Annotated in this window: 17 protein-coding genes and 1 pseudogene; 9 read left to right on the forward strand and 9 right to left on the reverse strand. The window is 63.6% G+C overall.

The features are described from left to right. Window positions 1-88 precede the first annotated feature (88 nt). Together ACFHWW_RS19875 and ACFHWW_RS19880 are read left to right on the forward strand one after the other, a co-directional pair. Window positions 89-1,972 (forward strand): sigma-54-dependent Fis family transcriptional regulator, encoded by a 1,884-nt coding sequence (locus ACFHWW_RS19875; protein WP_379940333.1) that lies wholly within the window; start codon window positions 89-91, stop codon window positions 1,970-1,972. A 304-nt stretch (window positions 1,973-2,276) separates the two neighbouring features. Next, window positions 2,277-4,078: pseudogene (locus ACFHWW_RS19880) on the forward strand (NAD(P)/FAD-dependent oxidoreductase). A 94-nt stretch (window positions 4,079-4,172) separates the two neighbouring features. Here ACFHWW_RS19880 and ACFHWW_RS19885 read toward each other — a convergent pair. Both ACFHWW_RS19885 and ACFHWW_RS19890 read right to left on the reverse strand, forming a co-directional pair. Then, on the reverse strand, window positions 4,173-4,931 hold the full coding sequence (locus ACFHWW_RS19885; RefSeq protein WP_338284190.1) for a sulfite exporter TauE/SafE family protein: 759 nt from the start codon (window positions 4,929-4,931) through the stop codon (window positions 4,173-4,175). A 100-nt stretch (window positions 4,932-5,031) separates the two neighbouring features. Beyond that, window positions 5,032-5,736: a GntR family transcriptional regulator gene (locus tag ACFHWW_RS19890; RefSeq protein WP_275599597.1), complete on the reverse strand. Its 705-nt coding sequence runs from the start codon at window positions 5,734-5,736 to the stop codon at window positions 5,032-5,034. A 103-nt stretch (window positions 5,737-5,839) separates the two neighbouring features. On the opposite strand from ACFHWW_RS19890, the gene ACFHWW_RS19895 reads away from it, so the two are divergent. The 7 genes from ACFHWW_RS19895 to ACFHWW_RS19925 all read left to right on the forward strand — a co-directional run bounded on the left by ACFHWW_RS19895 (window position 5,840) and on the right by ACFHWW_RS19925 (window position 13,688). Continuing rightward, window positions 5,840-6,571 carry a FadR/GntR family transcriptional regulator gene (locus ACFHWW_RS19895; protein WP_379940336.1) on the forward strand — a complete coding sequence of 244 codons (732 nt, stop codon included), beginning with the start codon at window positions 5,840-5,842 and terminating at the stop codon, window positions 6,569-6,571. 52 nt (window positions 6,572-6,623) lie between these two features. After that, window positions 6,624-7,595, forward strand: a complete 972-nt coding sequence (locus ACFHWW_RS19900) for a dihydrodipicolinate synthase family protein (RefSeq protein WP_379940338.1) — start codon at window positions 6,624-6,626, stop codon at window positions 7,593-7,595. Between the two features lie 123 nt (window positions 7,596-7,718). Continuing rightward, window positions 7,719-9,227 carry an ABC transporter substrate-binding protein gene (locus tag ACFHWW_RS19905; protein WP_379940340.1) on the forward strand — a complete coding sequence of 503 codons (1,509 nt, stop codon included), beginning with the start codon at window positions 7,719-7,721 and terminating at the stop codon, window positions 9,225-9,227. Between the two features lie 72 nt (window positions 9,228-9,299). Next, a complete protein-coding gene (locus ACFHWW_RS19910; RefSeq protein WP_379940342.1) occupies window positions 9,300-10,223 on the forward strand; it encodes an ABC transporter permease in 924 nt (307 codons plus the stop codon). Beyond that, window positions 10,220-11,167: an ABC transporter permease gene (locus ACFHWW_RS19915; RefSeq protein WP_379940344.1), complete on the forward strand. Its 948-nt coding sequence runs from the start codon at window positions 10,220-10,222 to the stop codon at window positions 11,165-11,167. The genes ACFHWW_RS19910 and ACFHWW_RS19915 overlap by 4 nt, the downstream gene beginning before the upstream one ends. Then, window positions 11,164-12,804: an ABC transporter ATP-binding protein gene (locus ACFHWW_RS19920; protein ID WP_379940346.1), complete on the forward strand. Its 1,641-nt coding sequence runs from the start codon at window positions 11,164-11,166 to the stop codon at window positions 12,802-12,804. Before ACFHWW_RS19915 ends, ACFHWW_RS19920 begins: the two co-directional genes overlap by 4 nt. Further along, window positions 12,801-13,688, forward strand: a complete 888-nt coding sequence (locus ACFHWW_RS19925; RefSeq protein ID WP_379940348.1) for a DMT family transporter — start codon at window positions 12,801-12,803, stop codon at window positions 13,686-13,688. The genes ACFHWW_RS19920 and ACFHWW_RS19925 overlap by 4 nt, the downstream gene beginning before the upstream one ends. 93 nt (window positions 13,689-13,781) lie before the next feature. Here ACFHWW_RS19925 and ACFHWW_RS19930 read toward each other — a convergent pair whose 3' ends face one another. The 7 genes from ACFHWW_RS19930 to ACFHWW_RS19960 all read right to left on the reverse strand — a co-directional run bounded on the left by ACFHWW_RS19930 (window position 13,782) and on the right by ACFHWW_RS19960 (window position 23,601). Next, on the reverse strand, window positions 13,782-14,714 hold the full coding sequence (locus ACFHWW_RS19930; protein ID WP_379940350.1) for a 2-hydroxyacid dehydrogenase: 933 nt from the start codon (window positions 14,712-14,714) through the stop codon (window positions 13,782-13,784). A gap of 2 nt (window positions 14,715-14,716) precedes the next feature. Next, entirely contained in the window at window positions 14,717-15,442 is a 726-nt protein-coding gene (locus tag ACFHWW_RS19935) for a ribonuclease activity regulator RraA (protein WP_379940352.1), read from the reverse strand. A gap of 25 nt (window positions 15,443-15,467) precedes the next feature. Continuing rightward, complete coding sequence (gene araD, locus ACFHWW_RS19940; RefSeq protein WP_379940354.1) at window positions 15,468-17,189, reverse strand: L-arabinonate dehydratase; 1,722 nt, start codon at window positions 17,187-17,189, stop codon at window positions 15,468-15,470. Window positions 17,190-17,323: 134 nt separating this feature from the next. Beyond that, complete coding sequence (locus tag ACFHWW_RS19945) at window positions 17,324-19,528, reverse strand: amylo-alpha-1,6-glucosidase (protein ID WP_275599604.1); 2,205 nt, start codon at window positions 19,526-19,528, stop codon at window positions 17,324-17,326. A gap of 128 nt (window positions 19,529-19,656) precedes the next feature. Continuing rightward, entirely contained in the window at window positions 19,657-20,757 is a 1,101-nt protein-coding gene (locus tag ACFHWW_RS19950) for a glycosyltransferase family 4 protein (RefSeq protein WP_338284182.1), read from the reverse strand. A 299-nt stretch (window positions 20,758-21,056) separates the two neighbouring features. Beyond that, window positions 21,057-21,953, reverse strand: coding sequence for a LysR family transcriptional regulator (locus tag ACFHWW_RS19955; protein ID WP_013850166.1), 897 nt, complete (start codon window positions 21,951-21,953; stop codon window positions 21,057-21,059). A 121-nt stretch (window positions 21,954-22,074) separates the two neighbouring features. Further along, window positions 22,075-23,601: an ABC transporter ATP-binding protein gene (locus tag ACFHWW_RS19960; protein WP_379940357.1), complete on the reverse strand. Its 1,527-nt coding sequence runs from the start codon at window positions 23,599-23,601 to the stop codon at window positions 22,075-22,077. Window positions 23,602-23,607 lie beyond the last annotated feature (6 nt).

Consider the following 23,607-nt stretch of genomic DNA (forward strand, 5'->3'; position numbering starts at 1 on the left):
AGTGCATCGAGCCGCCGCTTCCTTTACTTTCGCCCCTGCCATGCGCAAACTCTGCCGAAGGAGCAAGCGCGGTCGTTGGGAGGCGGCGATGGTTTCACATTCCGAGCATATCCGCGAAATCGAACGCGTCAGCCGTGGTCTTCCCGTGCGCCGCGACGAGACCGTCGTGAAATCGTGGCTGCGCTGCCTGGAGCATCACCGGCTCGATCCGGCGCAGAGTTGTGAAGCCTATATCGTCCCGGAAACGCGACTTAGGGAACACCGCCAGCAGTCGGAGGATCTGATCGCCATCGCCCGTTCGGGGCTCGAAAACCTGTTCCGCCAGGTGGCGGGGCAGAACTACGTGCTGCTGCTTTCCGACCGCGAAGGCGTGACGGTCGAGTTCCTCGGCGATCCCCTCTTCGGCAACAGCCTGCGCAAGGCGGGGCTCTATTTGGGTTCGGAGTGGTCCGAATGGCGCGCCGGGACCTGTGCGGTGGGCGCGTGCCTGGAAACGGGAGAGGCGCTGACGATTCACCAGACCGACCATTTCGACAACACCCACACGCCGCTCTCCTGCACGGCCGCGCCGATCTACGACATCCAGGGCGAACTCTCCGCCGTCCTCGACATCTCGCTTCTGAGTTCGCCGATCCTAAAGGCGAGCCAGAATCTTGCACTGCATCTGGTGACGGCGACCGTAAGGCGCATCGAGCTTGCCAATCTCATGGCGCAAGCGCGCAACCAATGGGTCCTGCGATTCTCGCGCTCTCCCGAATTCCTCGACGTCGATCCGGAGGCGGCGATCTCGATCGACAGTCTTGGCCGGATCGCCGGCATGACCCATGCTGGGGCGAAAATCCTAGCGCGCTCGACGGGCCTCGACTGGCGCGATCCACGGCAACTGATCGGCGAGCCGGTGTCGCGCTTCTTGGACATCGAGATCGATGATCTGTCCGACCTTACCCGCCGGCGTCCGACCCAGGAGCGGCTCGTCTTTGCCCGGGACGGAAATGCGCTCTTCGCCCATGCGATCGAGCCGCACTCGAAGGTCCGCGCACCGCTCGCTTCGCACGAACAGATTCCACCGGCCTTGCGGCGGCTCGGCGGCGAAGCGCCCGTGATCGCGGCGCTCCAGGCAAAGGCGGCAAAGCTTGCACGGACGCGATTGCCGATCCTCATTCAGGGCGAGACCGGGACGGGCAAGGAACATCTCGCGCGCGCCATCCACGAGGGCAGCAGTCTCAAGGGCCAGTTCGTCGCCATCAATTGTGCCGCGATTCCGGAGCAGCTGATCGAAAGCGAGCTTTTCGGCTACTTGCCGGGAGCTTTCACCGGTGCTTCGGCCAAGGGCCGCAAGGGCCTGATCGAGCAGGCGGACGGCGGAACGCTCTTCCTCGACGAAATCGGCGATATGCCGCTTTCCCTGCAAAGCCGGCTGTTGCGCGTGCTTGCCGAAGGCGAGGTGCTGCCGGTGGGCGGGACGGCGCCGCGGAAGGTGCGTATCCGGGTCGTCTCGGCGTCGCATCGGCCGCTGCAGACGCTGGTCTCGCAAGGAGCATTCCGCGAGGATCTGTATTACCGGCTCAATGCCGCTACCCTCTCGCTCCCGGCCCTCAGGGACAGGCCGGACTTCGACTGGGTGCTGGAGCGGCTCCTGAAGCGGCACAGTGACGGCGAATTGATATTATCCGCGGCGGCCCTGGCTGCGCTCAAGGCTCATGATTGGCCGGGAAACATCCGCGAACTCGACAACGTCATCGCCGTCGCCGCGGCACTTGCCGAGAACGGCGTCGTGGAGCCCGGCGACCTGCCGGACCACCTCCTGGCGAATGCGGGCACTGTCGGCGGAAGCGAGGCGAGCGCTGCCTTGAGCCTGACGCTCGCCGCTTGCGACTGGAACATTTCCGAGGCTGCCCGCCGGCTGGGGCTCGATCGCTCGACGGTGCACCGGCAGATCAAGCGCTACCGCCTCAAGCCGCACCGCCATTGAGGCGCGGCGCCCCCTGCAGCCGGGATACCCCCTGGCCTGCCGGCCAGAGGCGGTTACACCTCACCGCAGTCCTCGACGCGTATATCCGTTGGGACGCGTAATCCCGGTGGCTGCCGTGCAACAGGCGCGGCGCCACACATGTTGCAGCCGCGTCGCTTCATGCGACACCTCCACGCTCTCTGCTCCTTGAAAATACGTGGTTTTCTGCCCTGGCACGGTCATTGCAGAAGGTGGTTCGACGATTGGCGTCTGCGGGCGGTTGAGGAGCCGCCCGTGTGCTATCCAAGCGAAGAGGAGGATACCCATGCTTGAAGAAAGTCCCGGCACCCGCATCGATACCGCGCTTGCCAAACTCGGAAAAGCCCTTGAGCAGGGCGACATCGATACGGCCGTCAATCTGTTTCAAGCCGACTGCTATTGGCGCGACCTCGTTGCCTTCACCTGGAATCTCAAAACGATGGAGGGGCAGGACCAGATCCGCGACATGCTGACGACGCAGCTCGCGGCGATCAAGCCGGCGCGCCTGCGCCAGGACGAGAACGAACCGGCAAGCGCCGGCGACGGCGTCACCGAAGGGTGGTTCGAGTTCGAGACCGAGGTGGCGCGCGGCCACGGCCACATCCGCCTGAAGAACGGACTGATCTGGACGCTCCTGACGACGATGACGGAGCTCAAGGGGCACGAGGAGCCGAAGGGGCTCAGGCGGCGCTCGGCGCCGAACACGGTCATGACCCGAACCGCAGGACCTGGAAGGAAAAGCGCGAAGCGGAAGCAGCCGAACTCGGCTACACGACGCAGCCCTATGCCGTCATCATCGGCGGCGGCCAGGGCGGGATCGCGCTCGGCGCGCGCTTGCGGCAGCTCGGCGTGCCGACTATCATCATCGAGAAGAACGAACGACCGGGCGACAGCTGGCGCAAGCGCTACAAGTCGCTCTGCCTGCACGATCCGGTCTGGTACGACCATCTGCCCTATATCCCCTTCCCCGAAAACTGGCCGGTCTTTGCGCCGAAGGACAAGATCGGCGACTGGCTGGAGATGTATACCAGGGTGATGGAACTCAATTATTGGAGTTCCACAACCTGCAAGTCGGCCCGATACGACGAAGCGACCAGGGAATGGACGGTGGTCGTCGAGCGCAATGGCGAGGAGGTCGTCCTCAGGCCGAAGCAGCTCGTTCTCGCAACCGGCATGTCCGGCAAGCCAAACGTGCCGAAGCTCGAAGGCCAGGACATATTCAAGGGCGAGCAGCAACATTCGTCGCAGCATCCCGGTCCGGACGCCTATCGCGGCAAGAAGGTGGTGGTCATCGGCTCCAACAATTCCGCGCATGATATCTGCGCCGCACTTTGGGAGGGCGGCGCCGATGTGACTATGGTGCAGCGATCGTCGACCCACATCGTCAGATCGGACACGCTGATGGAGATCGGGCTCGGCGATCTTTATTCCGAGCGGGCGCTTGCCGCGGGCGTGACGACGCGCAAGGCCGACCTGATCTTCGCCTCGCTGCCCTACCGAATCATGCACGAGTTCCAGATTCCGCTTTACGAGAAAATGCGCGAGCGGGACGCCAGGTTCTATGCCGATCTCGAAAAGGCCGGCTTCATGCTCGACTGGGGCGCTGACGGCTCCGGTCTGTTCATGAAATATCTGCGCCGAGGCTCCGGCTATTATATCGACGTCGGCGCCTGCGACCTCGTCATCGACGGCAGCATCAAACTGAAGTCCGGTTCCGACGTCAGCCACCTGACCGAGGATGCCGTGGTGCTGAAGGACGGCACCGTGCTTCCGGCCGAACTCGTCGTCTACGCCACAGGCTACGGTTCGATGAACGGCTGGGCAGCGGACCTCATCTCGAAGGAGGTCGCCGACAAGGTCGGCAAGGTCTGGGGCCTGGGCTCCGATACGCCGAAAGACCCGGGTCCATGGGAGGGCGAGCAGCGCAACATGTGGAAGCCGACGCAGCAGGAGGCGCTCTGGTTCCACGGCGGCAACCTGCATCAGTCGCGGCATTATTCGCAATATCTTTCGCTGCAGTTGAAAGCGCGCTGCGAAGGCATATCGACGCCGGTCTATGGCCTTCAGGAACGCCACCATCTATCCTGATCGGCAGTGCCAGCCGGAGAAGTCCGGCTGGCACCCGGCGGCCCGGTAGGCGGGCCGGATCCTGAGTGGAACCCGAGCGCACTCGATCGGCGGATCAAGTGCTCCCCGGCAAAATCCGCAGGAGCGTCTCTCTTTGCTCCCAGATCATCAACGCTCCGCTCAGCGCCATGAAGCCGATCACGATTGCGCGGAAATTCAGCTCGCTCATGTTCGTCAGCACGCGCTTGGCGAGCCAGTTGGAGACAAGCGCACCCAGCCCGGCTGCGATGCCGAACAGCAGCAGCTTGCCTGTCAATGCTCCGAACGCCGTATAGGTGCCGATCTTGGCGAGATGCATGGGTAGGGAGATTGCTGTCTTGGTCCCCACCATCTTTTCCTTGGTGATGCCGGCATTGAGATAGAGCGTGTTGAGGATCGGCCCCATGGCTCCGATGAGGCCGGAAAGAAAGCCGACGATGAATTGTGCCGGGAAAAACCACCAGGTTGCAACCGCGAAGGTCCTTTCCCGCCGGCCGAAGCCGTACTGGAATATTGTCGAGATCAGGAACAGACCGACGACGATCTGAAGCCATTCCGCCGAGGTGTTGGAGAAGGCGGCGGCGCCGAGGACGCCGCCGAGGGCCGCGCCGGGGAGACCCCAGGCGACGACGCGCCATTCGATATCCCGGAAAAACACCAGGATGCGCCCGCCTCCCGCAATGACGGTGGCGACCGCGGCCACGGGAGCGACGGCCTGGGCACCGGCGATGAAGCCGATGAGCGGCACGAGAAGCATGGCTCCGCCTCCGCCGCCGATCGTCGAAACGATCCAGGCGATGAAACCCGAGGCGGCGAGGAGCAGATAATCCATCATGTCGAACTTGCCCTCAGGCGAGCCGGATCAGACAAGGAGATCCGCGGGACCACCGTCCGCGAACCTATCGATGAGGTGGCCGCGCGTGGCTCCCGGCATGTTAGCCGAGTTCTATGTAGTCCGGATAACGCGCCGCGATGTCGTCGATCATCGACAACGTGCCGGAGAGGTGGGTCTTCATCGCCTGCGCTGCCTCGACCGGCGCACCCTTTTCAATGCTTTCGATGATCATGTCGTGGGTGTCCACCACACGTTTGGTGCCGACATTAACGAGATTGAGACGCCGCAGACGATCGATATGGCCGCTGTGGCGGCGGATGATCGGCCAGATATGCTCCAGCCCCGCTTCCTCGAAGATGATGAAGTGGAACGCACGGTCGGCCGCCAGAAACTCCGCATGTTCCTTGGAGGCGAGGGCTTTCAGCCTGGTGTTCGCCGCTCGCAGCCGGTCTGCGATCTGCCGCCTGCCGGGCTTTTCCGCCAGATTGAAGACGGCTTCCTGCTCGACGGCGCGGCGCATGAGGTGGGTCTGGCGTGCCAGATTGATATCGATTTTCGACACCAGCGTCGCATATTGCGGATAGACGGTGACGAGGCCTTCCTCCTCCAGGCGCATCAGCGCGTCACGCACCGGCGTCTGGCTGAGACCGAACTGTTTCTGCAACTCGACGCGCGAGAGCGCCGTACCGGGGGCAAGGTCGAGTGCGAGGATCCTCTCGCGCAGATATTCCACGATTTGCGGCGCGATCTGCCGGGTGCGGTCAAGGCCGCTGCGGTGTTTGGCAGCCGGAGCTTCCGATATCAAAAATCCAATCCTCCAGGACGGTTCCAGATCCTGTAATAATGCATTAATGTGTTAGTGTGAAGTGGATGTCGCCGGCCGGCCCGGCAGGACAGGAAGGATCGCCGTGCCCGCGAAGTCGCCCATCCTCGAAAGCCTAGCCGAAACCCGCCCGTCGAGCTATGCCGATCAGGTCTACGGGCGCATCCTGCACGACATATTGAACGGCATCTTTCAACCGGGCGCGCGGCTGCCGACGGAGAACGAACTTGCCGAACGCTTCGGCGTCTCGCGCCCGGTCGTCCGCGAGGCGCTTGCGCGCCTGCGGGTCGACGGCCTCGTGGAAGCGCGGCGCGGCAGCGGCACCTATGTCTTGAGCAGGCCCTCGCAAGATCTGCCGAACCTGGCCGACCTGGAGGACATTTCGCGCTTCCTGCGCTATCAGGAGCTTCGCTTCTACGTGGAAGGCCAGGCGGCAGCACTGGCAGCGGAGCGGCGTACGGAAAAGCAGCTTGCCGCCATCCTCGAAGCCCATGAGGCCTTCGCCCATGAGGTGGGCCGCGGGGCTTTCCTTCCCGAAAGCGACCGGCGTTTCCATCTTGCGATCTGCGAGGGAACAGGAAACGAGTTTTTCGCCAAGGCGCTGGAAGGGTCGGAGGTTTCGCTGACCAGCTTCATGAATATCTCGCTTGCTCTCACCCGGTCCGGATCGCAGGCACGCGCCCGTCGGGTCATTGCCGAACATGCCGAGATCGTCGAAGCAATCCGCACGAAAGATGCCGTATGGGCGCGGGTGGCGATGGAAACGCACATCATCAAGGCGCGCCGAAGGATGACGGACGGAACGATCGACTCCTGATAGGTAAATATATTTTACAAATCCTCGGGTATGTTGTAATGAAAACCGACTTATGGAGGAGGTTCTCATGCAAACTCGACTTGATGCCCGTGATTACGCAGCTTCCGTGGTGGCGGTCCCGCCCATCGCGTTGAATGCGGACCTGACGGTGAACGCCGACGCCAACGTGGCGATCATTCGCCATATCGAAGCAGGCGGGGTGCGTATTCTCCTCTATGGCGGAAATGCCAACCTTTATCATTTCGGCCTGGACGACTATCGCGCGGGGATGGAGGCGGTGATTGCGGGCGCTGCACCGCAGACCGCTCTCGTCACGTCGATCGGTCCGGACTTCGGCAAGGCCCTGGCGCAGGTGCCGATCGCCCGCGATCTGGGTTTCAAGAACGTGATGCTCCTCCCGACGCAGTTTCCAGCAGATTCCGCCGGTGTCGCCAATGGCGTGCGCCGACTCGCGGGGGTCCTCGGCCATGGCCTGGTGCTCTATCTGAAGCGGGAGAATTATGTCGATCCGGACGAGCTTACCCGCCTCGTCTCCGAAGGCGCGGTCGATTTCGTCAAATATGCGGTGGAGCGGGCCGATCCGGCCCAGGACGCCTATCTCGACGCCGTCATGGCGGCGATCGGGAAAGACCGGATGGCGAGCGGCATGGGCGAAACGCCGATCCACGACCATCTCGGCCGCCGCGCAATGACGACCTATACTTCGGGCGCGGTCTGCATTGCCCCTTCGGCCGCGATGGAACTCCTTACGCTCTACAAGGCCGGGCGCGGAGCCGAGGCATTGGAGCTCAGCCGGCCGTTTCTGGAGTTCGAGAGAGTTCGCACAGAACTTGGCGGTTTGCAGGTGCTTCATGACGGCATGCGGCTGGCAGGGATCGCCGACACGGGCCCGCTGATGCCGATGATCTCCAATCTGAGCGCTGCGAAGCTTGGCCCCGTCGGCGTAGCGGTGGAGAGCTTGAAGCAGGCTGAAGCCGCCTGCCTGAGGCGCTCCGGAAAGGCAGCCGCGACCGCTTCAGCCTGAGTTGACACTTTCGTGTGGACACACTAATACATTAGTGCGCTAGTGCGGATGCGGTGCCGGAGGACTACGAGGCCGAAAACGGCCCGCCGCAACGTCCTGGTCTTTATCGAGGAGGAGAAAGAAATGACCATCCGCTATTGTACCCGCGCCGCGGCGCTTTTGACCGCGACGCTCTTTTCGGGCGTCGCGATGGCGGCCGAAGGCGAGGTGAAGATCGTATTGCCGGAGCAGCCGGCCAATCTCGATCCCTGTCGCTCCATCAGGTCGGATATCGGCCGCATCATCAATTCAAACATTACCGAGACTCTGACTGTCATCGACACGGAGAAGGGCACCGTCGGCCCCTGGCTAGCGGAAAAATGGGAGCAGGTGGACGATCTGACCTGGCGTGTGCACCTCAAGAGCGGCGTCAAGTTTCAGGACGGCGCGGCATTCGACGCCGAAGCGGTGGTCAAGTCCATCAATCGCCTGATGAACCCCGACCTCACCTGCGACAGCCGCTCGAAATTCGGCGACGTCAAACTGACGCCGAAGGCGATCGATGCGCAGACGGTGGAGATCTCCTCCGACAGCCCGGTGCCGATCATGCCGACGCTGCTCGGCACTGTGCAGATCGTCTCCCCCAACATGCCGTTCGACAAGGAAAGCAACGATCCCGTGGGCACGGGACCCTATGTCGTCGAAAGCAAGTCCAACGAGCAGATCGTCCTGAAGCGTCACGACGCCTACTGGGGCGCCAAGCCGGACGTCACGCGCGCGACCTATGTCTGGCGCAGCGAGTCGGCCATCCGGGCGGCCATGGTCGAATCCGGCGAAGCGGACATGACCCCATCCATCGCCGTGCAGGACGCGACCAATGCCGAGTCGGACTTTGCCTATCTGAACTCAGAGACGACGCGCATGCGCATCGATGCGCAGATTCCGCCGCTCGACGATGTCCGCATCCGCAAGGCGCTCAACATGGCCATCGACTGGGACGGCATGGGCGAAGCGCTGTTCGGCAAGGACGTTCTGCGGGCTTCGCAAATGGTCGTCCCGGGCGTTCGCGGTCATAACCCCGATATCAAGCCATGGACCTACAATCCCGAAGAGGCGATGAAGCTGGTCGAGCAAGCCAAGGCCGAGGGTGCTCCGGTCGACAAGGAGATCGTGCTGATCGGGCGCAACGGTTTCTTCCCGAACTCGGCCGAAAGCCTCGAAGCGATGCGGTCCATGTGGCAGGAAATCGGGCTCAACGTCTCCATACGCCAGCTCGAAGCGGCCGACTGGGTGCGCTATCTCGACAAGCCCTTCCCGGAGGGACGGGGACCGACGCTCTTCCAGCAGCAGCACGACAACAATACGGGCGACGCCGGGTTTACCGCTCCAGTCATGTATCTGAGCGAGGGACAATATTCGACGATCGCCGATCCCGACCTCGACGTCGTGCTGAAAAAGGCGATGGCCGCGACCGGCGACGAGCGTGAAAAGCTGTTTCAAGAGGTCTTCGCGAAGGTACACGACGAGATCGTCGCAGACGTGCCGATGTACCACATGATCGGCTATGTCCGCGTCGGCTCGCGCCTCGACTGGAAGCCGGACCTCAAGACGAACAGCGAAATCGCGCTCTCCGAGATCCATTTCAAGGACTGACCAACCCGACCTGCCGCCGCGGCGTGTCTCACGTCGCGGCGCCCTCCTTGATTACGGTGGAAAGGAAACGCCGTGTTCGCTTTCATTCTCAGACGCGCCGGCCAGAGCCTGATCGCGGTGATCGGACTTCTGGTGCTCGTCTTCTTCCTCTCGAGGCTTACCGGCGATCCGGCCTATCTCTATCTGCCGCTCGATTCTTCCGAAGCGCAGCGTCAGGCCTTCTCGGAAGCGCACGGCTTCAACGATCCCCTGGTCGTGCAATTCGGCCGTTACCTGGTCGATCTCGCGCGCTTCGATTTCGGGGACGCGCTGAGCCGCAACCGGCCAGCCATGGAAGTAGCGCTCGAGGCCTTTCCGCAAACGCTGAAGCTCGCCGTGATCGCGATCGTTCTTTCTCTCTGTCTCGCCGTCATCGTCGGGTCGCTTGCCGCGGCACGCCCGAACAGCCTGTTCGACAAGATCGCGAGCACCGCCTCGCTGGCGGGCGCCAGCGCCCCGGATTTCTGGGTTGCGATCGTGGCGATCCTTGTCTTCTCCGTCGGACTGGGCCTGCTTCCGACCTCCGGGACGGGAACAGCGCTGCATTGGATCATGCCGATCTTCGTGCTGACCCTCAGACCCTTCGGCCTGCTGGTCCAGGTCGTTCGCGGCACGATGATGGGTGCGCTTGCCTCGCCCTATGTGAAGACCGCGCGGGCCAAGGGCGTGAACCGGTCCCGGATCGTCTTCCGGCACGCCCTGCGCAACTCGCTCCTCCCGGTCATCACCGTCGCCGGCGACCTCGCCGCAAGCCTCGTCAACGGCGCCGTCGTCGTGGAAACCATCTTCGGCTGGCCGGGGATCGGCAAGCTCATGATCGACGCGATCGTACGGCGCGACTTCGCGCTCATCCAGGCGACGGTGCTGGTGACGGCGATTGCCATCTTCGTCCTGAACATCGCGATAGACCTCGTCTATGCGCGGCTCGATCCACGCATAAGGTTTGAAACGAGATGAGTGCGACGACCATGACGACTTCCGCCGATACCCCCGAGACGAAAGTCTCGCGTTTTCAGATACTGCGTCTCGTCAGCCGGGACTGGCTTGCGCTCGCCGCCGTGATCTTCCTGCTGGTCGTGGTCGCATGCGCCGTTTTCGGTCCGTGGCTGATGGGCGACCTCATCGACAAACCGAATTTCCGCGCACGAAACATGGCGCCGTTCAGCCTGTCTCAGGGTTGGACCTATGTGCTCGGCGCCGACACGCTCGGCCGCAGCCTGCTCGCGCGCCTCGTGGTGGGTGCGCAGAACACGATCGGCATTGCGTTTTTTGCGGTGCTCTGCTCGGTCGTCATCGGCGGGATGCTCGGCTTGATTGCCGGCTATTCGCGAGGCGCCGCCGGCACGATGATCATGCGCGGTGCTGACATCGTGATGAGCTTTCCTTCGCTGCTGCTGGCGCTGATCGTCCTCTTCAGCCTGGGCCCTTCCGTCACCAACCTCATTCTGGTGCTGGCGATCACCCGCGTGCCGATCTATCTGCGCACCACGCGTGCGGAAGTGCTCGAGGTGAGAGAGCGGATGTTCGTCAGCGCCGCCGTCGCGCTCGGCGCCAACCACACACGCATCCTTTTCCGTCACATCGCCCCGATCGTGCTGCCGACGCTGGTCACGATCGGAGCCATCGACTTCGCGACCGTCGTTCTCGCCGAGTCGTCGCTGAGCTTCCTCGGCCTCGGCATCCAAGCGCCTGAATTCACCTGGGGAGCCATGGTCGCGACCGGCCGCGGCTATCTCTCGACCGCCTGGTGGATCGCCTTCTGGCCGGGCCTGGCGATCCTTTTGACGACGCTTTCGCTCAATATCCTGTCGAGCTGGTGGCGCACCTATGCCGATCCGCAGCAGCGGTGGCGGATCGAACTCGCCCGCTCGAAGAAGGGCATTCCGGAGAAACGCAAATGACCGGCCCACACCTCCTCGAGGTCAAGGATCTGACCGTGGATTTCCTGTCGCTCGGAGGTGCCTTCCGTGCGACGAGCGGGGTCAGCTTTCATGTCGACGCCGGCGAGACGCTCGTGATCCTGGGCGAGTCCGGCTCCGGCAAGTCGGTCAGCGCGAGTGCGATCATGGGGCTCATCGACACGCCTCCGGGCGATATCTGCGCGGGTTCGGTCGCCTATCGCGGGCGCGATCTCTCCTCGTTTTCGGAGGGTGAGCGGCGGGACCTCAACGGCCGGAGGATCGCGATGATCTTCCAGGACCCGCTCTCCCATCTGAACCCCGTCTATACGATCGGCTGGCAGCTGGAGGAGGTGTTCAGTGTCCACGGCGTTGCGACCGGTGCCGAGGCTCGGCAAAGGGCGGTCGACATATTGAGGCGCGTGGGCATCCCGGAGCCGGAGAAGCGCATCGACCAGTATCCGCACCAGTTTTCCGGCGGCCAGCGCCAGCGCATCATGATCGGCATGGCGATCGCGCTCAAGCCGGAAATCCTGATTGCCGACGAGCCGACGACGGCACTCGACGTGAGCGTGCAGGCGCAGATCCTCGAGCTTCTGAAGAAGCTGCAGGCCGAAGAGGGCCTTGCCATCATCATGATCACCCATGACCTCGAGGTCGCCGCCAATATGGCCGACCGGGTGATCGTCATGAAGGCCGGCCGCATCGTGGAGGAGGGCGAAGCCCGCGCGGTCTTCGAAAATCCCGCCCACAGCTACACGCGGACGCTGATCAATGCCCTCCCGCATGCCGACGATGGAGCGCCGGCGAGGCCGCCGCGGCCGGCCGGGAAACCGATCCTGGAAGTGAAGAACATCGACAAGTTCTACACGCTCTCGTCCGGGTTTTTTGCGAAGCCGGCGCGCTTGCATGCAGTCAAGAACCTGAGCTTCGACGTCGCAGCCGGCGAGACGATCGGGATCGTCGGCGAGAGCGGCTCCGGCAAATCGACCGTCGCGCGCGTGCTTCTGGGCCTGAACGAGGCTTCCGGCGGCCAGGCGCTGTTTCACGGACGCGACGTGCTGAAGATGGACCGCAAGCAACTGCTGGCCTTCCGCCGGAAGGTGCAGATGGTGTTCCAGGACCCCTACAGTTCGATGAACCCGCGCATGACGGTGTTCGACATCGTCTCGGAGCCGTGGCGCATCCACAAGGACATTCTGGAGAAGGCGCGCTGGCGCGACCGGGTCACCGAATTGCTGGGGCTCGTCGGCTTAAATCCAGAGCACGCCAAACGCTATCCGCACCAGTTCTCAGGGGGCCAGCGGCAGCGCATCGCCATTGCCCGAGCGCTTGCCTGCGATCCGGAGCTCGTCGTCTGCGACGAAGCCGTCTCGGCGCTCGACGTCTCGGTGCAGGTGCAGGTCATCGACCTTCTGGCGGAATTGCGTGACCGGCTGGGCCTTGCCTACATCTTCATAACCCATGATCTGCCGATCGTTCGTCACTTTGCCGATCGCATCATCGTCATGAAGAGCGGCGAGATCGTCGAGCACGCGACGACGGAAGAGATCTTCCGCAACCCGCAACATGCCTATACGCGCCAGCTCATCAATGCGACTCCGAAGCCGAAGTGGCAGACAGCCGTCGACGCGGCATGAAGAAGAGCGCCCTGCCTGCGGCCGTCGCCGGAGCCCTGCTGATGGGGGCAAATTCCCTGGTCGCGGCGATGGACGGCGTCATCGTGCGCTTCGTGGCCGGGGAGGTCCACCCGATCGGCATCGTCTTCTTCCGTAACCTTGCCAGCCTGATCGCGCTCTATCTGATGCTGTGCCGCCGCGGATTTCCGCTCGGCATCGCGCAATCCAGCGGCCGGGCCATCCATTTCTCCGTCCATGCGATCAGGGCCGTCATCAAGCTTCTGGCGCTCGTCGCGGCCTTCATTGCCGTCACCGAGATACCTTTGGCCTCCGCGACCGCGATCGCCTTCACCATGCCTCTCTTCGTCGCGCTCGGGTCGGTACTTTTCCTCGGGGAGCGGTTTGCCTTCGCCCGGGTCCTCAGCCTCATTGCCGGCTTCGCCGGCATTCTGATCGTCGTCAGGCCGGGCGCCGCAACCTTCCAGTCAGGCGCGGCCTGGGCGCTGGCGTCAGCGGTCGGTCTCGCCATCGTCGCGCTGTTGATGAAGGTTTCGGCCGAGCGCGAGGACCCGCTCAGCATCGCCTGGCTGAACCTGCTCGTGACGGTGCCCGTGGCTTTCGTCATGGCTCTGCCCTACTGGCAGACGCCTTCGCTGTTCAGCCTCGCCCTCATGGCGCTGCAGGGTATCGGCGGCCTTTTCGCCCAGCTCTCCTTCGCGAGGGCAATGAAGCTCGCCGACGCTTCGCTGCTGGTTATCGTGGACTTCATCCGGCTGCCGATCGCCCTCGTTCTTGGCCTGGTGCTTTTCGGCGAGCCGATCCGGCTGGAGGTCGTGATCGGCGGAGCGATCATCCTTGGGGCGATCGCGTTGCTCTTTCACCGCGAGGGGAGGAGGCGAGGATAGAGACGGGGCCGCGAGCGTGCAATGCAAGGAACGAACCCCTCCCCAACCCCATTCACAGGTGGGGCGTGGGTGGGGAGGGGTTCTTGCGAACGATCACGCGTGGCGGCTCTCGAAATGCTCCACCAATGCGGCAACCATGCTGTCGCCCATCTGCTGCCGCGTCTCGCGCGTACCGCTGCCCATGTGCGGCGAGAGGACGACGCGCGGATCGGCGCGGAGCGCTTCCGGGACGAAGGGCTCCTTTTCGAAGACGTCGAGTGCCGCTCCGGCGATCCCGTTTCCGGCGAGCGCCGTGATGAGCGCCTGCTCATCGACGATCGTGCCGCGCGAGACGTTTACCAGATAGCCTTCCGGGCCGAGGCTCGCGAGCACGGCGCCGTTGACGAGGCCGATCGTCTCGGGAGTGGCGGGACAGGTGACGATCAGAAGATCGGCCCAGGCCGCGAGAGCCTCGATGCCGTCGAAATAGGGAAGGTCGACAGGCTTTCGTCTCGGGCCGTAATAGGCGGTCGGCGCTCCCATCACGCTCAGCCGGGCGGCGACCGCCGAGCCGATATGTCCAAGCCCGACGATCCCCGTCTTCATCGATCTCAGCGAGCGGCCGAGCGGGAAGGCGCTCTCGCCCCACTTGCCCTCGCGCACGAAATCGTGGCCGCGCATGAGGCCGCGCGTGGCCGAAATGCTTATTGCAAGCGCAAGATCGGCGACATCCTCGGCAAGGATCTTCGAGGTATTGCGGACGACGACGCCACGGGCATGCGCGGTCTCGACATCAATGCCGTCGAGACCGGCACTGTAGCTGGAGATGATCTCCAGCGCCGGCAGGCGGTCGAGCATGGCCGCATCGATATGGGCGTGCCTGACGGCGATGCCGCGAACCCGCGCTCCGTATTCGGAAAGAAACGGCCCTATCGCCGAGGCATCCTTCGGCAGCCGGACGGTATTGAAGGTTTCCTTCAGTTCCAGATCGGTCTTTTCCGGCAGTTCGGCGGCCTGAAGGATGGTGATGTCCCGGAGCATCGTCATGCCTAGCGTCCCTTGGCCCGGCGCCAGGCGGCAAATTCCGTCTTCGTCTCATCCTTGGTTGCGGGATAGAGGCCGATGATGGAGCGGCCCTTCAGGACCTCCTCGGTGACGAAGTCTTCGAAGGCCGTCATCTCGACGGCTTCGGCGGCGATCTCATCGGCGAGATGGGCGGGGACGATGACCACGCCTTCGCGATCCCCGACGACGACGTCTCCCGGCCAGACGGCGACGTCGCCGCAGCCGATCGGAACGTTGATGTCGAGCGCCTGGTGCAGCGTCAGGTTCGTCGGCGCGGAAGGACGGCTGTGATAGGCGGGGATGTCGAGTTCGCCGATTTCCGGGCTGTCCCGGAAGCCGCCGTCGGTGACGACACCCGCGACGCCGCGCACCATCAGCCGCGAAACCAGGATCGAGCCCGCGGAAGCCGCCCGCGGATCCTTCCGGCTATCCATCACCATGACGAAACCGGGTGGGCACTTCTCCACGGCCGCGCGTTGCGGGTGTTCGGGATTTTGAAAGACGGAAAGCTGGTTCAGGTCCTCGCGGGCCGGGATGTATCGAAGGGTAAAGGCCTGGCCGACCATGTTCTTCGCCTTCGGCGAGACCGGACGAACGTCCTGGATGAACTGGTTGCGCAGGCAGCGCTTGAAGAGGGCGGTGCATAAGGTGGCGCAGCTTACGCCTTCGAATTTCCTGCGTGTCTCGTCGGACAGAACATAGGTGGTCATGTTTCCTCCCTGGAATTTCGTGAAATCAGAAAATGTCGGGCTCGCCCACGGGGGCGCCGAAGGCGGTTTCGAGAAAGTCGAAATCGCAGCCCTCATTGGCCTGCTTGATGTGCTTCGAAAACATCCAGCCATAGCCGCGCTCGTATCTGTCGGCGGGCCGCGTCCACTCGGCGCGGCGTTTCGCCAAGGTCACTTCGTCGACCAGCATGTCGATCGTCCGGTTGGGGACGTCGACGCGGATGATGTCTCCGGTCCTGACGAGCGAAAGGGGGCCGCCGACATGGGACTCCGGCGCCACGTGCAGGATGCAGGCGCCGTAGCTCGTCCCGCTCATGCGGGCGTCGGAGATGCGCAGCATATCGCGGTAGCCCTGCTTCAGGATTTTTTTCGGGATCGGCAGCATGCCCCATTCGGGCATGCCGGGCCCGCCCTTGGGCCCCGCATTTCTGAGGATGAGCACGTGGTCGGGCGTGACGTCGAGATCCTCGTCGTCGATGGCGGCCTTCATCTCCGGATAGCTGTCGAAGACGAGCGCCGGCCCCTCATGGACCCGCAGCCGCTCCTCGCAGGCGGACGGCTTCACGACGCAGCCATCCGGCGCCAGATTGCCCTTCAGGACGGCGAGCGAGCCTTCATGGTAGATCGGGTTCGAAAGTGGCCGGATGACGTCGGAATTGTACACCTCCGCCCCTTCCAGCGTCGCCCCCAGGGGAAATCCGCTCACCGTCATCGCGTCGAGATGCAGGAGCTCCTTCATTTCGGCCATCAGTGCACGAAGCCCGCCGGCATAGTAGAAGTCCTCCATCAGGTACTGCTTGCCGGAGGGCCTGATATTGGCGATCACCGGCGTCGTACGGCTGACCCGGTCTAGATCTTCGAGCGTCAGCGGCACCCCGGCGCGTCGCGCCATGGCGATGAGATGCACCACGGCATTGGTCGAACAGCCCGTCGCCATCGCCACTGCACTCGCATTTGCGACCGATTTTTCAGTGATGATCTGCTCAGGTCCCAGCTTCTCGTGCACCATCTCGACGATCCGCCTGCCGCATCGCGTGCTCATGCGGATGTGGTTGGTGTCGGCGGCGGGGATGGAGCTTGCGCCGGGAAGCGTCAAACCGAGCGACTCGGCGATCGCCGTCATCGTGCTTGCCGTTCCGAAGGTCATGCAGTGGCCGTAGGAGCGGGCGATCCCCTCCTCCACGCCGACCCATTGCTCATCCGTTATCGTTCCCGCACGGCGCTCGTCCCAGTACTTCCACGCATCCGAGCCGGAGCCGAGATGCTCGCCCTTGTAGTGCCCGCGCAGCATCGGGCCGGCCGGCAGGAAGATCATCGGGAGGCCGGCACTGATGGCCCCCATGACGAGGGCAGGCGTGGTCTTGTCGCACCCGCCCATCAGCACGGCGCCGTCGATCGGATGGCCGCGCAGCAATTCCTCGGCCTCCATGGCGAGGAAATTCCGATAGAGCATCGTCGTTGGCTTGAGCGAGCTTTCCGAGAGCGACTGCACCGGCAGTTCGACGGGAAAGCCGCCGGCCTGCAGCACGCCGCGTTTCACGTCCTCGATCCGGTGCTTGAAATGAGCGTGGCACGGATTGAGATCCGACCATGTGTTCAGGATGGCTATGATCGGCTTCTCGCCCCAGTCCTTGGCGTCATAGCCCATCTGCATCAGGCGGGAGCGGTGACCGGAAGAGCGCAGATCATCGGGGGCAAACCACCGTGCGCTTCGAAGTGTGTATGTCATTGGCTTGGATATTCCCGACAGGTGGATCTTCCACGCCGATGTAGCATGCCGGGAAACATGGCGCAATACACTAATGCATTAGTGTAGATCGGGCGAGCCGGGAGCAGCCTGCGGTGCTCCCGCAACGTTCCAACTCAATGCGTCGTCAGCACCTTCACTCCGCCTCTCCGGTCCAGGACGTCGACCACGACCTGGGATCTCGACCGCCTCAGGGCTATGTCAACCATCCCCGAACCGACCCGCAGCCGTTTCAGCACGACCTCGTCCAGGAAGGGCGGGAGCGTCGGTTCGTGCAAGGTCACATGCATCCTCCCGGCATCGAAGCCGAGGCCGATCATCGACTGGAGCAGATAGAGGGGCGCCGCCGCCGCCCAGGCCTGCGGCACGCAGGAAACCGGATAGAAGGTGGGCCCGCGGGCGCGCTGGCGCGCGAAGCCGCAAAATAGCTCCGGCAGACGTCTGAGGTCGGTGTAGGTGGAGGCCGCGAACAGCCCTTCGAAGATGCTCGCCGCCTCTGCTTGAAAGCCGTAGCGCACGAAGCCTGCCGCGATCAGCGCATTGTCGTGTGGCCAGACGGAGCCGTTGTGGTAGCTCATCGGATTGTAGCGCGCTTCCGAGGCGGCGATCGTGCGCACGCCCCAGCCGCAGAAGGAGGATTGCGCCATCAGCGTCGACACCACCCTGCCGGCGCGCTCCGGCAGGGCGATGCCGGTGAAGAGGGCATGGCCCGCATTGGAAGAGCGGACGCGGCAGGGATTCTTGTCCCCGTCGAGGGCCAGCGAATAGGTTCCGAGCTCATCGTCGTAGAAGGCCGTGTCGAACCGGATGCGCAGGTCTTCGGCCCGTCGTTCGAGCCTCAGCGCATCCTCGGCATGGCCGAGCTTGCGCGACAATCGGGCGGCCGCCTGCCAGGCGCCGAAGACATAGGCCTGTACTTCGGCGGCCGCGATCGGCCCCGAGGCCAGATTGCCCCCGGCATGGAAGATCGAATCGTGGCTGTCCTTCCAGCACTGGTTCACCAGGCCCTTTGCGGTGCGGCTTCCATATTCGACGAAGCCGTCGCCGTCGCGGTCGCCGAAACGGTCGATCCAGTCAAGTGCCGCCACCACGTTCGGCCAGAGGCTCCGCACGGTATCGAGATCGCCGGTGCGATCGAGATAGGCGCCGGCAAGCATGATGAAGAGAGGGGTCGAGTCGATGCTGCCGTAATAGCGCCGGAAGGGCACCTCGCCGAGTTCCGCCATTTCGCCGTAGCGCATCTCATGCAGGATCTTGCCCGGCTCCGCATCGGCGGCGGGGTCGAAATCGGTCGCCTGGTTGGCGGCCAGATGCCTGAGCACGCCTTTCGCGATTGCCGGGTCGAGCCACAGTGTTTCGAGCGCGGTGATGAGCGCGTCGCGGCCGAAGACGGTGCTGAACCAGGGAATTCCGGCGTAAGGGTAGGGACCTTCGGGGGTTTCCGTGAGCAGCATGTAGAGATCGGCGACGCTGCGCCTGACGGCTTCGTTGAAGACGGCGTTGGAGGTGACCACCGCAGCGGCGCGCGAGGCCGAGTAGCGCAGCGCCCTCCTGGCATCCCGCAACGCCAGAAAGAAGTTGAAGGACGGCGGGTGCGGGTTGTCCCGGACACTGTTGCAGACGATCTCGATGAAGATCGATTGCGCCTGGTGCGGCGCGAGCTCGACGACAAAGCTCGCCTCCTGTCCGGTGAGCCTCTCCGGTTCCGGATCGAAGCGGAGCGTCGTGCTGCGGGTCTGGCCGTCGAGGCCGTCATAGGCCAGAACGACCCGGGCGTTGCCGACCAGCGCGCTGTGATGGGTGCCGCGGCGCCGCCTGGGGGTGCCCCGCACCTCGAAAAGGTCGGCGAAGTCGGCGGCGAAGGACAATTCGACCTGCAGCCTTCTCGGCACTTCATCGAAGTTTCGGAAGACCAGGCGCTCGTAGCAGGCCTCCTGCCAGAGGAACCGGGTACGGCGCACGTGAATGAGGTCATGCTTCAACACCTCGCCACCGGGATCGAGCACGAGAGCCGGATTGGTGAGATCGCAGTCGAGCGTGGCATTGTCGTCCCTGAGCGTGGAACTCAGCAACAGCGACCGGGCGCCGTTCAACGTCAGCACGAACTGCGACAGATGGCGGGTGTCGCGGTGGAAGATCCCCTCCGGATTGGAAGGAGAGGAAAATGCGTCGCCGTTGTGATCGAACACGGCGAAGGTATCGCCGTGCTTCAGGGATCTGGAGCTTCGCTCGTAACGCGAAACCGCTGCAGGCCCCAGGTCGTCCGCAGATGTCACGTCGGGAGCGGCTTGGGCCGGCCCCCCGGAGAGATTGCTTCCCATCGGATCGGTCTCCGTTGCGTGCGAGCAGAATGAGGGAGGTGCGTGCCGTTTTCCACGCGCATCCCGCTTCGCTCCTCGAGTAGATCACGATGCGTTCAGGTCGATCAGAACTCATCCGTGATCCGGTATCAGGCGACCCTGGTAGAGCCGGGGCCCGCCCCGCTTTCGTTCGCCGCATGGATCGGCAGGACCCTTTGAGCGCCGCCTGCCAGGGCGCGATAGAGATCCAGATAGTCATCTGCCATGCGTCGGGCGGTGAAGCGTCTGTCGAAGGTCGCCCGGACCGTGTGGCGATCGAGCCAGTCGAGATCGTGGACCGCCTTCACGGCCTCCTCCATGCTGTCGACGATGAAGCCCGACACGCCGTGGTCGATGACCTCCGGCACCGAGCCGCAGCGGAAGGCGACCACCGGCGTGCCGCAGGCCATCGCCTCGATCATCACCAGCCCGAACGGTTCGGGCCAGTCGATCGGGAAGAGAAGGGCACGTGCATTGCCAAGGAATTCGCCCTTCTGACCTTCGTCTATTTCGCCGATGAATTCGACGTTCGGATAGCGCCGGACAAGCGGCTCGATCTCGTTCAGCCAATAGGCCGCGTCCGCTTTGTCGACCTTGGCGGCGATCTTCAGCGGCATGCCGACCCGGGCAGCGATTTCGATCGCGCGGTCGGGCCGCTTTTCGGGCGAGATGCGGCCAAGGAAGGCGAGATAGTCGCCCCTCGGCTGGCCGGTGAAGGGAAGGACGTCCGGAGCCAGACCGTGATGGACCGTGGCGACCCAATTGACCGGCGGCATCGGCTTTCGCTGGTCGTCGGAGATCGAAATCAGGGGAACATCCGGGAATGCGGCATAGAAGGGCTGGAGGTCGGGCAGATCGAGGCGGCCGTGCAGCGTCGTCACCGTCTTTCCGGCGAGGCTGCGAACGAGGGGAAAATGCAGGAGATCGATGTGGAAGTGCAGGACGTCGAAGCCATTCGCCTGCCGGCGCACTTCCTCCAGCATCAGCATGTGATAGGGAATCGGGTCCAGAACCGCAGGGTTCAGTCTCAGCGCCATATCCGAGCAGGGAACGAGCTTTGCCGAGGTCATCGAGTCGCCGCTCGCAAAGAGGGTGACCTCATGGCCCTGCCGGACGAGCTCTTCCGTCAGGTGGTGAACGACGCGCTCGGTCCCGCCGTAGAGCTTCGGCGGTACACGTTCGAACAGCGGTGCGATCTGGGCTATCTTCATGAGCGACGCTCCTTGGATCGGGAAGTCATGAAGCGTTGTGAGCCTCCGTTGGGAACCTCCGGGGCGGACAACATCTATGATCTAGTCGATGCGCCGGGCGCTTCAAGAGCAACGGCGAACCGACGCGGCCGGATGACGCCGATCTGTTCTTTATGGACGTGGGGCTCAGGCCGGCGCCCGGCCGGGCTCGTCATGCCGACCTTCGACGAGGTCTTCGCCCCGCACCGGTCGGCAGTTGACCTCACACACGCACGTCCGGTCGGAAGGTCGCTCAGCACTTTTCCTGGAAGTGGCCTGCATCACGAGAGTTTGCGGCTCGCTCCCATGAGAAATTCCTTCATTTTCGCCGCCGCCGGCGAGAGCATCGGTTGGCGGTATTGCAGAATGGAGATGTTGCGGCTGATGACCGGATCCACCAGCTCGACGATCCGGACGTCGACATTGGTCGTGAGCTGGCGGGAGTTTTCCGGAAGGATCGCTATACCCAGGCCTTCCGCCACCATGCTGATCGCCGTCGTCGAGAACCGCACCTCGTATCTCGTCTTGACCTCGACACCGGAGGCGATCAGCGCGCGATCGACGAGCCCGCGCAGGGGGTTGTCCTTTGCCAGTCCGATCAGGCCTTCGCCTGCGAGGCTTGCCCAGCTCACCTGCCGCGCCTTCGCGAACCTGTGGTCGGAGCGGCAGATCAAGGTGAGCTGGTCACGCATCAGCACGCTGGCCTGAATCTCCGGATCGTCGGCGGAAACGGTGCCGATGCCGAGATCCGCCTCGTTCCGCTTCAATGCGGAGCGGATCTCCTCCTCCGGCATGTCCCGCACCTGTACCGATATGTCGGGATAACGCTTGACGAAGCGCGCGATGACCGGCGGCAGCAAGGTCGCGGCCAGCACGATTGCCGCCGCGATCGTGACCCGGCCGCGCTGCAGGCTTGCCAGTTCGTGCACATTCGCAACCGCGATCTCGAGATCCGACATGACCTTGCGGGCCTGGGGTAAAAATTCCGCTCCGGCCGTCGTAAGGCTGACCATGCGTGTGTGCCGGTCGAACAGCCGGTGCTTGAGGGCAACCTCCAGATCCTTGATCAGGATGCTGATCGCCGACTGCGTCAGTCCCAGGTGGTCGGCCGCCAGATGGAAACGCCCGAGTTCGGCCACGGCAATGAACGCCTGCAACTGGCGAAGTGTCACATTCATCGGTACTTCTCTGTCTCGCGCCAGGCAGCAGCGCTGCCTGTTCCCGTTCCGCTTGAGCCAAGTTCCCCTTTTTCTGGCGCAAAAACAATGGATGTACCCGCGATCGCCTTGGACCGGGTCGTCAAGCTGCCGACAGCGGAGATTTGCCGGCCATCAGCAACCCGATCTCTTCCAGACGGCTGCGGTCGGGCGGAATTTCGCCGACGAGGCGGCCTTCATACATGACGAGGATGCGGTCTGAGAGCGTGAACAGTTCCTCGAGCTCCGTGGATATCAGCAGAATGGCCTTGCCGGCGCTGCGCTGCTCGAGAATCTTGTGCATCACCAGCTCGGTCGCGCCGATGTCGATGCCGCGCGTAAGCTGATTGATCAGCAGGAAATCGAACCGGCGGTCCAGCTCCCGCCCGACGACGAGCTTCTGCTGATTGCCGCCCGACAAATTCCGGATGCGGTCCCCCGGTCCAGACGCCTTGACCTTGAAGCGCCGCATGAGATCACGGGTCTGCTTCGTGATCTCGTTCAGGTCGAGCAATCCACGAGAGGAGAAGGGCGGCTTGTCGAACCGCTGGAGAATCAGGTTCTCCGTCAGTGGCAGCGGCAACACGATGCCCATCCTGTGGCGGTCCTCGGGGATATGCGCCATGGGCAATTGATTGATCTCCTGGGACGACCGGCCCGCCAGTTGAGTCCCGTCGAGCGTGACGCTGCCGGACGCCACCGGAAGGAGCCCCGTCAGGGCCAGCGCCAGCTCGCTCTGGCCATTGCCGGAGACGCCTGCGATCCCGACGATTTCATTGGCTCTGACCTCGAAAGATACGTCTCGCAGTGTCGGAAGCCCGGCTTCGCCGTCGCAGCTGAGATGCTCGACCGACAGCACGACACGACCGGGCTCGAGAGGTGCGCGCGGCAAATCCATCAGGACGTCTCTGCCGACCATCATGCGCGCCAGTTCGCGCGCGCTCGTCTCGGACGTTTTCACGGTACGTACCACCTTGGCATCGCGCATGACGCTGACGCGATCGCTGACGCGCATCACCTCGTCCAGCTTGTGCGAAATGAAGATGACCGTCTTACCGTCCGCGACGAGTTGGCGAAGCAGATGCAGCAGACGGTCCGTTTCCTGAGGCGTCAGGACCGCGGTCGGCTCGTCCAGGATCAACAGTTCGATGCCGTGGTAGAGCACCTTGAGGATCTCGACCCGCTGCTGTTCGCCAACCGACAGGCTGGAGACGAGCGCGTCGGGCGCGACGTCGAGACCGTAGCGGTCGCTGAGCTCCAGAATACGCGCATGGACCGCCTTCATGTCGCGGATCACCCTGAAAGGCGAGCCCTGGCCCAGCACGTAGTTTTCCGCGACCGTAAGGTTGGGGACCAGCATGAAGTGCTGGTGCACCATGCCGATACGATGTTTGATCGCTTCGCGGGGAGAGCCCAGCTTGAGCGGCCGGCCCTTGAAGACGATCCGCCCTTCATTCGGTGAGAGAACGCCGCAAAGAATGCTCATCAGAACGGTCTTGCCGGCGCCGTTTTCGCCGAGCAGCGCGTGAATCTCGTTCTCTTCGACGTCGAGGGTCACGCCGGCGCTGACGATGAGCGGTCCGAACCGTTTATGGATGCCATCCATCAAAAGCAGTTGCTTGCCCGTCATTTCTCC

The sequence above is a fragment of the Sinorhizobium sp. P24N7 genome (genome assembly GCF_042436655.1).
GTDB classification, from domain to species: Bacteria; Pseudomonadota; Alphaproteobacteria; order Rhizobiales; family Rhizobiaceae; genus Sinorhizobium; species Sinorhizobium meliloti_A.

Coding starts and splice junctions, on each gene's coding strand:
- ACFHWW_RS19875 (WP_379940333.1), top strand. CDS start 89: ATGGTTTCACATTCCGAGCATATCCGCGAAATCGAACGCGTCAGCCGT.
- ACFHWW_RS19885 (WP_338284190.1), bottom strand. CDS start 4,931: ATGATGGATTATCTGCTCCTCGCCGCCTCGGGTTTCATCGCCTGGATC.
- ACFHWW_RS19900 (WP_379940338.1), top strand. CDS start 6,624: ATGGAGGAGGTTCTCATGCAAACTCGACTTGATGCCCGTGATTACGCA.
- ACFHWW_RS19905 (WP_379940340.1), top strand. CDS start 7,719: ATGACCATCCGCTATTGTACCCGCGCCGCGGCGCTTTTGACCGCGACG.
- ACFHWW_RS19915 (WP_379940344.1), top strand. CDS start 10,220: ATGAGTGCGACGACCATGACGACTTCCGCCGATACCCCCGAGACGAAA.
- ACFHWW_RS19920 (WP_379940346.1), top strand. CDS start 11,164: ATGACCGGCCCACACCTCCTCGAGGTCAAGGATCTGACCGTGGATTTC.
- ACFHWW_RS19925 (WP_379940348.1), top strand. CDS start 12,801: ATGAAGAAGAGCGCCCTGCCTGCGGCCGTCGCCGGAGCCCTGCTGATG.
- ACFHWW_RS19930 (WP_379940350.1), bottom strand. CDS start 14,714: ATGACGATGCTCCGGGACATCACCATCCTTCAGGCCGCCGAACTGCCG.
- ACFHWW_RS19935 (WP_379940352.1), bottom strand. CDS start 15,442: ATGACCACCTATGTTCTGTCCGACGAGACACGCAGGAAATTCGAAGGC.
- araD (WP_379940354.1), bottom strand. CDS start 17,189: ATGACATACACACTTCGAAGCGCACGGTGGTTTGCCCCCGATGATCTG.
- ACFHWW_RS19945 (WP_275599604.1), bottom strand. CDS start 19,528: ATGGGAAGCAATCTCTCCGGGGGGCCGGCCCAAGCCGCTCCCGACGTG.
- ACFHWW_RS19950 (WP_338284182.1), bottom strand. CDS start 20,757: ATGAAGATAGCCCAGATCGCACCGCTGTTCGAACGTGTACCGCCGAAG.
- ACFHWW_RS19955 (WP_013850166.1), bottom strand. CDS start 21,953: ATGAATGTGACACTTCGCCAGTTGCAGGCGTTCATTGCCGTGGCCGAA.
- ACFHWW_RS19960 (WP_379940357.1), bottom strand. CDS start 23,601: ATGACGGGCAAGCAACTGCTTTTGATGGATGGCATCCATAAACGGTTC.